The following is a 12,317-nucleotide window of genomic DNA, read 5'->3' as shown; positions in this document are numbered from 1 at the left end:
CACGCTGACGAGGCGACGCGACCGGGTCGTGCACGGACGTTGTGCCGAAGGCGGAGCATCCCTACTCTCTAATCGTTAGGAAAGTTTCCAAACAGTTGGCCCCCACACAGGAGTGACATGTCCCTGATGAAAAGTCAGCGCGTCGCCCCACTCACCGCTGTCCTGGCCGCCGGACTCCTCGCCCCCGTCCTGACCGGCCTCCCCACCGCCACCGCCGCCCCCGTCAACCTCGCCCTGAACAAGCCCGTCACCGTCTCCTCCACCGAGAGCAGCACCCTCGGCGGCGCCAAGGCCGTCGACGGCTCCGGCAGCACCCGCTGGGCCAGCGCCGAGGGCGTGGACAACCAGTGGATCCGCGTCGACCTCGGAGCGGGCACCACCGTCAACCGCGTCGTCCTCAAGTGGGAGGCGGCGTACGCCACGGCCTACCGCGTCGAGCTGTCCGACGACGGCTCCACCTGGCGCCGGGTGTACGGCACCGGCTCCGGCGACGGCGGCACCGACGACCTCGCCGTCAGCGGCACCGGCCGCTATCTGCGCGTCTACGGAACCCAGCGCGGCACCCCGTACGGCTACTCGCTGTGGGAGGTGGAGGCGTACGGCAGCGGCTCGACCACCCCGCCGTCGTCCGGCACCCCCCTCGACGACCCGGCCAAGAAGGAGATCGCCATGAAGCTGGTGTCCACCTTCGAGAACTCCTCCCTCGACTGGCGGGCCCAGTTCGCCTACATCGAGGACATCGGCGACGGCCGCGGCTACACCGCCGGGATCATCGGCTTCTGCTCGGGCACCGGCGACATGCTCGAACTCGTCGAGCGCTACACCGCCGCGAAGCCGGGCAACCCGCTCGCCCGCTACCTGAACGCGCTGCGAGCGGTCAACGGCACGGATTCGCACGAAGGGCTCGACCCCGGCTTCCCGAACGCCTGGCGCGAGGCCGCCCGGGACCCCGCGTTCCAGGCCGCCCAGGAGGCCGAGCGGGACCGGGTGTACTTCAACCCGGCCGTGTCCCAGGCGAAGTCGGACGGGCTCAGGGCACTCGGCCAGTTCGCCTACTACGACGCCGCCGTGATGCACGGCGAGGAAGGCTTCCGCAGCATCCGCCGGGTCGCGATGTCCCGGGCGAGGACACCCGCCCAGGGCGGCAGCGAGACCGCCTATCTGCACGCCTTCCTCGACGCGCGGGAGGAGGAGATGCGCAGGGAGCCCGCCCACAGCGACACCACGCGCGTGAGCACCGCCCAGCGGAGGTTCCTCGTCGAGGGCAACCTGCACCTCGACGTCCCGTTGTACTGGAGCGTGTACGGCGAGGCCTTCTCCATCACCTCGTGACCGGCGCCCGCTTCCGGTGACCCACCGGCCCCGGCCCGCCTCCCCGCCGGAGACGGGCCGGGGCCGGCTTCCCGGAGGGCGTCAGCTGTTCAGAGCCTCCTCCCCGTCGCCCTGCCGCGGCGGCCCGAGCGCCGGCATCCCGAGGTCGGCACGGGCCGGGACCGTACGGCAGGCGGCCGCCCGGCGCCGCCGGCGTACGACGAGGAAGGCGGCGGCGAGGACGAGCGTCAGCACGGCGAGGGCGGGCATCCACAGGGCGCCGATCGCCGAGGCGGCCCCGACGCCGCCGAGCACGGCCAGGAGCGGGCCCGCACAGCACACCGCGCAGGCGGCGAGGGCGGCCCCTCCGGCGGCCAGGGCACGCCACGGCCGGGACGGCGAAGGCGAGGGGGACGGCGAGGGGGCGGTCATACGGTCTCTCCCAAGAGGTCGGCCAGCATCCCGGCGGCGCTCTCCGGCGCCCGGACCGTCAGCTGGAGAGCGGCCGGCGTCAGCCGCAGGGTGAAGTCGAGGAAGGCGCAGCAGCCCTGTTCGGCGGCGGCCAGGCGGGCGACCGTGGCGGCCAGCTCCGCCTCCGGCGGGAAGTACAGCCGTACGCCGTCGCCGACCTCCTCACGGCGGTCCGCCCGCGCGGCCAGCGCGCGCCACTGCCCGACGCGTTCGCCCAGCTCGGCGCCGTCCAGGGTGCAGGCGACCGGGGCCTGCCGCCACGACTCGTCCTCAGCGGGTTCCGGCGTACCGGAGGCGCGGGTCGGCGTGAGCGTGACACGGGTCGGCGTGAGCGTGACCGGCACGGGACCGGCGGCGGCCGGGCCGGTCGTGGTGCAGCCGCAGTCCGGTCCGCAGGCGCCCGCGGGCGCGGGCCCGGACAGCGCGGTGCGGACCCTGCCCAGCCGGGCGGAGAAGGCGCGCAGCTCGGCGATCCTGCCGTCCGTCTCGCGGAGCCGCTCCGCGATCAGCGGCAGCATCCGCGCGCGCACCGAGCCGCACACCCCCTCCCCGCGCACGTCCAGCAGCTCGCGGATCTCCTCCAGCGCCAGGCCCAGCAGCTTGGCCGAGGAGATGAACTCCAGCGTCTCCACCGCCTCGTCGTCGTACACCCGGTACCCGGACGCGGTCCGCCCGGCGGGCAGCAGTCCGGCGGTCTCGTAGAAGCGCAACGTCGTCGCCGGGACGCCGGAGCGTTCGGCCAGCTGCGAGATGCGGTAGGTGGTCATACGGCCGACGGTAGACCTTCGACCCGACTCGAAGGTCAAGCGTTCGCCCCGCCCGCCCGGCCGCCGTCCCGCCCGGCCGCCGCCTCACCGTCGCCGCGTCCGCCGGATGGGCCGACCGGTCCCGGACGCACCCCGGTCGACCCATGCGGCAGGACACGGTACGGGGGATGCTCGAAGTGCCGAGCGGATGCGAGGAGGTGCGCGATGACCACCACCAGGGTGCTCGTGGCGTACGGCACCACGAACGGATCGACCGCGCAGATCGCCGAGGCCGTCGCCGGTGTGCTGCGCGGGCGCGGACTCGCGGCGGACGTCGCCCCCGCCCGGTCCGTCACGAGTGTGGCCCCGTACGACGCCGTCGTGCTCGGCGGCGCTCTGTACGCGGGTCGCTGGCACAAGGACGCCCGGCGGTTCGCGCGACGGCACGGCCGGGAGCTGTCCCCGCGTCCGCTCTGGCTGTTCAGCAGCGGCCCGCTGGACGCCACCGCCTCCGAGCGGGACATCCCGCCCGTGCCCGGCGTCCGGAAGGCCTTGGTCCGGCTGGACGCGCGGGAGCACATCACCTTCGGCGGCCGGCTGGAGGAGGGCGCGAAAGGGATGGTCGCGCGGATGATCCTGCGCTCGGGCAAGGGCGGGGACTTCCGTGACTTCGGCGCGATCGAGGCGTGGGCCGGACGCGTCGCGGACGAGCTGGAGGCCGCCCCGTGAACCGCCGTGCGGCCGGCCGGGGCAGGACCGCGAGCGCCGCCGAGAGCCTCGCCGAGAACCACGTGTCCGAGAACCATGCCTCCGAGAACCGCGTTTCCGAGAACCTGAGGAGGACGCCATGTCCGACGGCCCCCGCACCGTGAACGACGTGATGACCCACAAGGTCGTGGCCGTGCGCGGTGGCGCCGAGTTCAAGGACATCGTGCGGACGATGCGGGAGTGGCACGTCAGCGCGTTGCCCGTGGTGGACGACGGGCAACGGGTCCTGGGCGTCGTGTCCGAGGCCGACCTGCTGCCCAAGGAGGAGTACCGCGACGCGGAGGACTGCCCGCCGGACCGGGGCCCGCGCTCGGCCAAGGCCCGGGGAGCGACCGCGGAACAGGTGATGACGGCTCCCGCCGTCACCGTCCGCGCGGACGCCTCGCCGGCCCGCGCCGCGCGTGCGATGGCCCACGCCGGGGTGAAGCGGCTTCCGGTGGTGGACGGCGAGGGCGTGCTGCGGGGCGTCGTGAGCCGGTCCGACCTGCTGAAGGTGTTCCTGCGCAGCGACGAGGACATCGAGGCCGAGGTGCGCCGCGACATCGACACCCACCTGCTGGCGCTCCCCGTGCGGCCGGTCGACGTACGGGTGCGCAACGGTGTCGTCACGCTCTCCGGCCAGGTCCGCGACACCACGCTGGTGCCGGTCCTCACCCGCCTGGTACGGACCGTCGAGGGCGTCGTGGACGTGGAGTGCGACCTCGAGGGCCCCCTGCGCCGCCCCGACCTCGACCCCGACCTGGGCGACGTCCCGGACACACCGGCACGCTGACTCAGGGCGTACGAGCGCGCCGAAGCCGCGCGCCCACGGGCTCGGCGTGGACGCGCGGCGGGGTCGCGGGCGCCGGGGAGCGCGTCAGCGGCGCAGCTTCACCTTGCTGACCGCCGCCACCCCGAGCCCTGCCAGGGCGATCTGGATGAGCCACTCCACCCAGTCGACGCCCTCGGTGTCCTCGACGCCGAGCCCGGAGGCGACGGCGGTGCCGATGAGCGCGGCGACGATGCCGACGAGGATCGTCCAGAGGATGCCGATGCGCTGGCGTCCGGGTACGACGAGCCGTCCCAGGACCCCGATCACGATGCCGATGACGATCGCGCTGATGATGCCTGAAATCTCCATGGCCGGTCCGTCACTTCTCAGTCGTTGGTGGTCTACGAGTGCCCGTTCGCACGCGATTCAGTCCGCGGGCCGCCCCCGAGCCGCTCCCCGCCCGGTTTCCGACCGGCCGCCGACCCGCGAACGACCGCCGTGGGCAGCGGAGTTGAGGTTCACTGGTCGCGGGGGCGAAGGCGCCCCGGGACGGAGTACGGGGGATGACGGACGGCACCGCCGGACAGGAGACCGCGGAGGCGGACCTCGACGCCGCGTCCGACGACGAACTGCGCGAGTGGATCAGCGAGACCAGGGCGGAGCTGGACGGGCACGCGGACGGCGGCGGTCCCGACGCCTCGGCGGCACGGGTCGCCATGGGCCTGTGGCTCGCGGAGCTCTCCGACCGCCGGGGCGACCCCCGCGACCGCGAAGCCGCGCTGGAGGCCGTCGACCGGGCACTCACCGACACCCCCGGCCACCCCGACGCACCGACCTGGAGCGGCATCCTCGGACAGCTGCACTGGGCCCGCTACGAGGCGGCCGTCGAACCCGGAATGCCCGCGGAGCGCATCGGCGCCCTCCTCGCCGAACCCGTCCGCCGTCTCGAAGCCGCCGCGGCCGTCCTGCCCCCGGGCGACGAGATCACCCGCCAGGTCCGCGCCCGGCTGGGCATCGCCTACGGCACCCGCTACCTCAGCACCGGCGACCCGGCCGACACCGAAGCGGCGATCACCCAGCTCGGCGAGGCACTCGACGGAGTACCCGGGCCGATGGGCCAGTCGGCCTTCTTCCGGTTCCACTACGGGCAGCAGTACGCCCGCCGCTACGACCGTACGGCCGTCGACGCCGACCTCGACCGGGCGGTGGCCGAGGTCCGGCGAGCGGTCGCCGACGGCGAGAACTCCACGGAGTGCCAGGACCGCTGGTTCCCCGTCGCCCGCGCCCAGTTCGCCCGTCTGCTCCTCCTGCGCGTCCAGCCGGCCCGGGAGGACCGTGACCCGAAGGACATCGCGCTGGCCCTCGCGCAACTGGACGGCCTGCCGGTCGACAGCCCCCTGCTCGCGGAGTACCCGCTGTCCTTGCTGAGGGTCTACGGGCGGCTGCTGCGCGAGCGGGCCATCGAGCAGACCCGGTCGGCGGACGCCCGCCGGGCGCTCGCCGTGCTGGGGCAGGTGGCGGAGCGCTGGCCGCGGGACGCCCCCGACCGCTGGAGCGTGCTGATGGACCTCGCCGTCGGATGGCAGGTCGTCTCGCTCGACACCCTCGGCGCCGGGGAGCTGCGCGCCACCGAGGACGCGTACACCGAGGTCCTCTCCACGACCGGCTGCCCGCCCGGCGTCCGCACCTACGTGGAAGCCACCCGCGGCTACCTGAGAGGAGTCCGGGTCCGCGCCGGACACCTGCCGGAGCTGCCGGATGACCCCGTCGTGCTCGCGGGCCGGACGGCGGCCGAGGCGTTCCGGCGGTCCATGGCCGAGCCGGGCGCCGACGGCGAGGAGGGAGGCCTGCAGCTGGGCCTGACGAGCTTCGGGCCCGCGGGCGAGGACATCCAGCGGGTCATCGAACGCGGTCACCGGGCCGGGGCGCCCGCCCGGCTGCGCGCCCTGGCCCTGCCGCTGGTGGCCTTCTTCTCGCCGTCCTTCGGCGAACTGGGCATCAGCCCCACCGCGGCCGGGCTGCTCGACCAGCTGGGCGCGGCCATGGCGGACGTCCCGCCGCGGGACCCCCTCCTGACGAGCCTGCACATGGCGGCCGGGCAGACCGCGCTGACCGCCGGCGGACACGCCTACGACGAGAAGCAGCTCCAGGTCGCGCTGGACCACTTCGACACCGCCCTGGCCAGGCCGGACGCCGCCGCCGAGGACGAGGGGCTGCGCGGCAGCCGGGAGGCCTGCCGTATCGCCGCGGTCTCCTTCAAGGCACAGGTCCGGGGCACGCAGGACGCCCTCGCCCGGGCCGCGGCCGAGCTGGACCGGCTGCGCGCCGACCCGGCGGTGACCACGTACACACGGGTGTTCGCGGCCGTGCAGCACGCCCTGCTCCGAGCCCGTCAGGCCCTCGCGGTGAGCGACATCGCGGCACTGGCCTCGGCGGCGGCGCAGCTGCGGGACGCCCGGGACCGCCTTCCGGCCGAGGACGCCCTGCGCCCCAGAGTGGCCATGCTGCTGGACGCGTTCGCCTCCGCGCACGGGTTCCTCGACCCTCGTGCCGAACGCGGTGACGACGACATCGACCCCGCCCGGGTGCGACGGGAGGCGGCTCCGCTGACGCCACGGGACCGGGCCGAGGCCCTGGGGCTGGCCGGTCTGGCACTCGGACTGCGGGTGATGCGCACACCCGACGCCCGCCGGCTCGACGACGCCATCGCGCTGCTGCGGGAGGCCCTCGCGCTCGACCCCGCCTACGAGGGCGGCAACGGCGTCCGCTTCGCCCACTCCCTGGCCACGCTGCAACTGCGCAGGTACCGCGCGGACCACGACCGGAAGGACCTCGACGAGTCCCTCCACTGGTCCGAGGAGGCGGTGCGCCTCGCGGCCCATCCCGGCCACTTCGGCTGGGCGATCGCGGCGGCCCAGCTCGCCGAGGCCTATCGCGCCGCTGCCACCGCCCGGCGTGGCGGACGGCCCGAACTCCGCCCCCGCAGCCGCGAGTTCGGGCTCCGGGCGCTGCGCGGCCACGCCTGGCAGGTCCTGCTCCAGTCCCGCGCGCAGTACACGGCCGAGACCCTCACCCTCTCCGCGTCGCACGCCCTGATGGTCGCCCGCTGGTGCCTCGCCGACGGCTCCCTGGACGAGGCCGTCCAGGCGCTGGACGCCGGCCGCGGGCTGGTCCTGCACGCGGCCTCCGCCGCGGGCACCGTGCCCGACCGGCTGACCGCCGTGGGGCACCCCGACCTCGCCGCCGAGTGGCGGGCCGCGGCCGCCGAGGACGGCGCCGGGCAGGGCGAGGGCATCCCCGGCGACCTCCGCCACCGCGTGCTCCAGGTCCTGGCCGGGACCGAGGACCTGATGTCCGCCGACCCCGGAACCGGCGCCGGCCGTCTGCTCACCCCGCCCGCCCTCCCCGACATCGCCGCCGCCCTGCGCCGGACCGGGGCGGACGCCCTGGTCTACCTGGTGCCGGGCGAGGGGACCGGAACCTCCGCGCGCGGCGGCTGCGCGGTCGCCGTCCACGCCGACGGGCGCACGAGCGTGGTGCACCTGTCCGGACTCACCGCGGACGCCCCCGCGCTCACCGCCCACCTCGGCGAGGGCACGCCCTCCGGCGGCAGGGTCATGGGCCCCGTCGGCGGTCCAACGGCCCCGGCTCCCGGCGCCCGCCGACGCGTCGAGCGCCACGCCCTGGAGGCCGTCTGCGACTGGGCCTCGCACGCCGTCACCGAGCCGCTGCTCGCCCATCTGCGCGCCCAGGGCGCCACCCGGCCGCCCAGGGTGGTGCTGGTCCCCATGGGCGCCCTCGCCGCCGTACCGTGGCACGCCGCCCGTACCCGCGCGCCCGGCGGTCCGTACCGGTACGCCGTCCAGGACGCCGTCCTCTCCTACGCCGCCTCGGCACGGCTGTTCTGCGAGGTCATGGGCCGCGCACCGGTGCCCCTCGACGGACCGGCACTGGTCGTCGGGAACCCGACCGGCGACCTGCCCCACGCCGGGCGGGAGGCCGCCGCCCTGCACACCGCGTTCTACCGCGCCGCCCCCTACCTCGGACGCCCCACCGCGGGCCCGGCCACCGGCTGCGGTACTCCCGCCGAGCTCCTGGGCTGGCTGCGGCTGCGCTCCCTGTCCCCGGGCGGGGTGCTGCACCTCGCCTGCCACGCCGAGGTGCTCCCCGGCTCAGCCGCCCGGACCTCGCAGCTCCACCTCGCGGGCGGCACGCTCGCCGCCGAGCAGCTCACCGAACACGCCCAGCGCCGCGACCGGCCCGCCCGGCTGGGGCTGGTGTCGCTGGCGGCCTGCACCACCCATGTGTCCGGACGCGGCTACGACGAGGCGTTCTCGCTGTCGACGGCCTTCCTGGTGGACGGCGCCAGGTCGGTGCTGGGCTCGCTGTGGCCGGTGCCGGACGAGGCCACGTCGTACCTGATGTTCATGGTCCACCACTATCTCCACGCCGAGGGAGCCCGGCCCGCCGCGGCGCTGCGCCTGGCCCAGCTGTGGATGCTGGACCCGGACCGGCGGGCCCCGCGGACCATGCCGCCGGAACTCGCCGCCCAGGTCCGCTCCGTGAACCCCGACGACCTGCGGGGGTGGGCGGGCTTCACCCACCTCGGCCAGTGACGGGCGCCCCGAACTCGCCCTGCCAGTGGCCGGGTTGTGACCCGAACCCGGGGCCTTCGCCTGCGAGAATCCCGCCATGGGGACCGTGTACACGCTGTTCGTGGGGATCGACGCCTATCCGCTGCCGCACCGGAGTCTGCGGGGCGCGGTCAACGACGTCGAAGCGGCCGCGGGTCTGCTCGGCACGCTGGGCGAGGGCACCTTCGAGCCCCGCTTCCTGCGGAACGGGGAGGCGACCACCGACGCCGTCGTCGAAGCCGTCCGTGGCCATCTCGGCGCCGCCGGGCCGGGTGACACGGCGCTGTTCTGGTTCTCCGGCCACGGCACCGACTACGCGGCCGTGCTGCCCGCGCATCACCGCGTCGAGGCGACCGGCCGTTACCAGGCCCTGGTCTGCGCGGACAGCCCTCTGCAGGGCGGCCGCCCGCTGACCGACAAGGAGTTGGGCGCGCTGCTGGACACGGTCGCCGCTCGGGGCGCGCATGTCGCCGCCGTCCTCGACTGCTGCTTCTCCGGCGGCGGCACCCGTCTGCCCGCCGGCCTCACCGCCCGCTACGAGCCGCCCGCCGCCTGGTGGGGCGCGCCGCCCGACGGGCGCGGGTCCGCCGTGACGTCCGGAGCACCGGCCGCCGGTCATGTGCTGCTCGCCGCCGGCCGTCTCGACGAACTCTCCTACGAGCGGGACTTCGACGGCGTCCCGCACGGCGTGTTCACGCACGCCCTGCTGACGGCCCTGCGCGCGGCGGGGCCGGACGCGACCTACCGCGAGCTGCTGGCGGCCGCCCACTGCCTGGTCCAGACCGAGCGTGCCGACCAGCACCCGGTCCTGTTCCCGCCGCAGCCCGGAGGCATCGCCGACCAGCCCTTCCTCGGCGGCGCGGTCGCCCGGTCCCGCGGCCCGCACCTGCTGCGCAACGGCCCGCGCGGCTGGGAGGTCGACTGCGGCCGCGTCCACGGGCTGAGCGGCGGCGACGGTCCGGAAGGCGTGGAGTTCACGGTCACCCCGACCGGCTCCGAGTCCGCCACGGCGCCGGTCACCGCGACCGGCGCCGCACCTGTCACGGCGCCTGGTGTCGTGTCCTCCACGGCATCTGTCCTCCCGTCCGGCGCCGCACCCCGGATCCTCCGTGCCCGGTCCGTCCTCTCCGACCGGACCGAAGTCGCCCCCGTGGGCTGGGTACCGGACCGCCGCCGGGTCTACCCGGTGGCGCTGTCGGCGCTCGCGCTGCCGCCCACCCAGGTCCGCGTCGAGACGCCGGACGGCTCCGAGGCCGCCCGCCGCGCCGCCGGGTCGGTCCGTGAGGCCATCGCGTCGGCGGGCCCCGAGGGCCGGCCGTCACCCCTGCTGCGGCTGGTGGACGAGGCGGGCTCCGGCGCCGGGCTGCTGCTGCGGGTCGTCGTGTCTCCGGAGACGGAGACGGAGACGGAGACGGGGCCGGGGCCGGGGCCCGGCCTCGCCGCGCGGCTCCTGCGGCGCGACGGTTCGGCCGCCGTGGCGCCGCTGCCGCTCGGCGGGCCGCGGGACGCCCGACGGGTCGTCGCCTGCCTGCACCACCTCACCCGCTGGCACCAACTGCTCACCCTGGACAACCCGGTCTCACCCCTCGCCGACCTGGTCCGTGTCGAGATCCGCCCCTGGACCTACGACGGACCCTGGAGCTCCGACGGCCCGAGCCCCCTCCTGCCCGACGGCGGCGGCGAGATCGTCTGCGGCTACGGCCGCACACCGTCCGGTCTGCCTCAGGAGCCCTGGCTGTCCGTCCGCCTCCACAACCGCTCCGCCACGCGGAAGCTGTGGTGCGTGCTGCTGAACCTCACCGACGACTACGCCGGTCATACCGACCTGTACCCGGGGCACTTCGTCGGGCCCGGCCGGACGGGATTCGCGCTCGACGACCGGCCGGTGGCGCTGACCGTCCCCGCGCACCGCGCCCGCCCCGGGGCGCAGGTCCGGGACTGGCTCAAACTCATCGTGGCGGAAGGCGAGCTGAACACCGGGCCGTTCCATCTGCCGCCCTGGGACCCTGAGAACGACGACGACCGACTCTCCCCGCTCGCCGGGGACGACGGCATGCTGCGTCTCACCCCGCCCGGCCGGGGCGACCGGCACATGGGGGAGGCTCCGGCGTCGGGGCCGGGCCAGTGGGCGACCCGGACCATCCCGCTGCGCACGGTGATACCGCCCGCCGACCGACCGTGCGTCGCGGGCGGGCCGGACCGCGACCCGGCCTGACGAACCGGTCGGCCTCACGACCCGGCCGGCCACGCGGGCCGCTCAGGGCGCGACGCGGGCGTGGTACGGCGCGAGCAGCGAGTTCAGCCAGTCCTCGCCGTCCGGGGTGGCGAAGTCGACGGCGGGCGCCCCGGACCCGGCCACCGCGTCCGTCGCGCAGCGGTCGCCGAACAGGATCACCGCCCGGTCGGCGGGCTCCCGCTTGGACGGCCACACGAAGCCCTGCGCCCACGGCTCGGTCCGGTCGCGGATCCAGTGCCCCCAGTTCCGCGTCCACGGATACTCGGCGGCCTCCGCCTGCACCAGCCAGGCGTCCTGCCCCACCGAGGCGAGGTCGGCGCCCGACATCAGCGACACCACCGTGACATCGGCCGCCAGCCTCAGGAACGAGAAGCTCTTGCGCACGACTCCCGCGCGCGGCAGCAGCCGGGGACCGCCGTCCGGGGCGAACGGCACCGACCGCAGCAGCACCTCGCACACCGCCGCCGCGGGTTCGAGCCCCGCGTACAGATAGGTGTAGGGCCGGCTCTCCGTCCCGTCGAAGCGCCCGCCGCCGTAGAGCCGGTCGGCGGGCAGCGGGTTGAACGCGGTGGCGGACCGGGCGGAACCGTGCACCCGGAACAGGGGAGTGCCCTCGGGCAGGGTGACCTTCGTGGGGGTGCCGGGCAGGGCGGCCGGCGGAGGGACGTTGGGCACCTCAGTCCTCCTCCAGCAACGACCGTGCGGCGCCGACCAGTTCCCCGTCCCGCGCCGCGCCCAGCAGTGCCGCGGGCGCGGTGCGCAGCCAGGTGTTGTCCGACAGCCACCAGTCGGCCGCGCCCCACGGGTCCCGCTCCGAGTCGAGGAGCGCGTTCACCTCCAGTACGACCTGCCACGGCAGCGCGTCCGCGCGGAACTGGAAGCTCGGCAGCAGCGCGTGTCCCCCGGGCCCGGCCAGCCGGATGAGACCGCCGGCCGCCGGATCGCCGCCCCGGACGCGCAGTTCCGCGTCCCGCAGCGTTGGTTGCGCGAGCAGGCGGGCGCGCACGGGGCCGAGCACGGGGCCGACCATGCGGCTGCCGTCGATCAGCAGCACGGCGAGGTCGGCGGCGGTGAAGCCGTGGACGGCGGGGTGCCCGGTGCCGTCGGTGTACCGGCCGCCGTCCCCGGTGTCCAGCCCGCCTCTCTCCCGCGGCGGCAGGGCCCCGAGGACCAGTCGCGCGGCGGTGTCGGCGGCGTCGCGCAGCGCGTCCGGACGGCCCTCTGCCGCGCGCAGCTCCTCCAGGGCCTGCGCCAACCGTGCTCCGGCCTCTGCCGGCAGGTCCCTCAGATGCGGTCCCAGCCGTTCCCAGGAGGCCGCCACCGCGGCCAGCACCCGTAACGGATCCACCTGCTGCCCTCCCCGGTTCCCTCCGGACTGCGGCGGGCCCGGTGTCGGCCGT

General features: G+C 75.6%; 10 protein-coding genes. 5 read left to right on the top strand and 5 right to left on the bottom strand.

Annotation, left to right across the window (positions count from 1 at the left end):
• The first annotated feature begins 117 nt into the window (after nucleotides 1–117).
• On the top strand, nucleotides 118–1,332 hold the full coding sequence (locus tag ACFYR0_RS24035) for a chitosanase (protein WP_389331604.1): 1,215 nt from the start codon (nucleotides 118–120) through the stop codon (nucleotides 1,330–1,332).
• Nucleotides 1,333–1,413: 81 nt separating this feature from the next.
• Here the strand turns inward: ACFYR0_RS24035 and ACFYR0_RS24030 are convergent, their stop codons facing one another.
• Nucleotides 1,414–1,743 (bottom strand): hypothetical protein, encoded by a 330-nt coding sequence (locus ACFYR0_RS24030; RefSeq protein ID WP_389331601.1) that lies wholly within the window; start codon nucleotides 1,741–1,743, stop codon nucleotides 1,414–1,416.
• Nucleotides 1,740–2,549, bottom strand: a complete 810-nt coding sequence (locus ACFYR0_RS24025) for a MerR family transcriptional regulator (RefSeq protein WP_389331598.1) — start codon at nucleotides 2,547–2,549, stop codon at nucleotides 1,740–1,742. The genes ACFYR0_RS24030 and ACFYR0_RS24025 overlap by 4 nt, the downstream gene beginning before the upstream one ends.
• A gap of 204 nt (nucleotides 2,550–2,753) precedes the next feature.
• Here ACFYR0_RS24025 and ACFYR0_RS24020 point away from each other — a divergent pair, with 204 nt between their 5' ends.
• Nucleotides 2,754–3,257, top strand: coding sequence for a flavodoxin domain-containing protein (locus ACFYR0_RS24020; RefSeq protein ID WP_389331595.1), 504 nt, complete (start codon nucleotides 2,754–2,756; stop codon nucleotides 3,255–3,257).
• A gap of 118 nt (nucleotides 3,258–3,375) precedes the next feature.
• Nucleotides 3,376–4,068: a CBS domain-containing protein gene (locus ACFYR0_RS24015; protein WP_389331593.1), complete on the top strand. Its 693-nt coding sequence runs from the start codon at nucleotides 3,376–3,378 to the stop codon at nucleotides 4,066–4,068.
• Nucleotides 4,069–4,152: 84 nt separating this feature from the next.
• Here ACFYR0_RS24015 and ACFYR0_RS24010 read toward each other — a convergent pair whose 3' ends face one another.
• Entirely contained in the window at nucleotides 4,153–4,416 is a 264-nt protein-coding gene (locus ACFYR0_RS24010) for a GlsB/YeaQ/YmgE family stress response membrane protein (RefSeq protein WP_389331590.1), read from the bottom strand.
• A gap of 194 nt (nucleotides 4,417–4,610) precedes the next feature.
• Here ACFYR0_RS24010 and ACFYR0_RS24005 point away from each other — a divergent pair, with 194 nt between their 5' ends.
• Together ACFYR0_RS24005 and ACFYR0_RS24000 are read left to right on the top strand one after the other, a co-directional pair.
• On the top strand, nucleotides 4,611–8,663 hold the full coding sequence (locus tag ACFYR0_RS24005) for a CHAT domain-containing protein (protein WP_389331587.1): 4,053 nt from the start codon (nucleotides 4,611–4,613) through the stop codon (nucleotides 8,661–8,663).
• 76 nt (nucleotides 8,664–8,739) lie between these two features.
• Nucleotides 8,740–10,896: a caspase domain-containing protein gene (locus ACFYR0_RS24000; protein ID WP_389331584.1), complete on the top strand. Its 2,157-nt coding sequence runs from the start codon at nucleotides 8,740–8,742 to the stop codon at nucleotides 10,894–10,896.
• Between the two features lie 42 nt (nucleotides 10,897–10,938).
• On the opposite strand, the gene ACFYR0_RS23995 is transcribed toward ACFYR0_RS24000, so the two are convergent.
• Together ACFYR0_RS23995 and ACFYR0_RS23990 are read right to left on the bottom strand one after the other, a co-directional pair.
• Nucleotides 10,939–11,592, bottom strand: a complete 654-nt coding sequence (locus ACFYR0_RS23995) for an RES family NAD+ phosphorylase (protein WP_389331581.1) — start codon at nucleotides 11,590–11,592, stop codon at nucleotides 10,939–10,941.
• A 1-nt stretch (nucleotide 11,593) separates the two neighbouring features.
• Nucleotides 11,594–12,265: a hypothetical protein gene (locus tag ACFYR0_RS23990; RefSeq protein WP_389331578.1), complete on the bottom strand. Its 672-nt coding sequence runs from the start codon at nucleotides 12,263–12,265 to the stop codon at nucleotides 11,594–11,596.
• Nucleotides 12,266–12,317 lie beyond the last annotated feature (52 nt).

The organism is Streptomyces sp. NPDC005017, from assembly GCF_042873115.1.
Lineage (GTDB): Bacteria > Actinomycetota > Actinomycetes > Streptomycetales > Streptomycetaceae > Streptomyces.
This window is presented reverse-complemented; position numbering and strand designations above follow the sequence as displayed.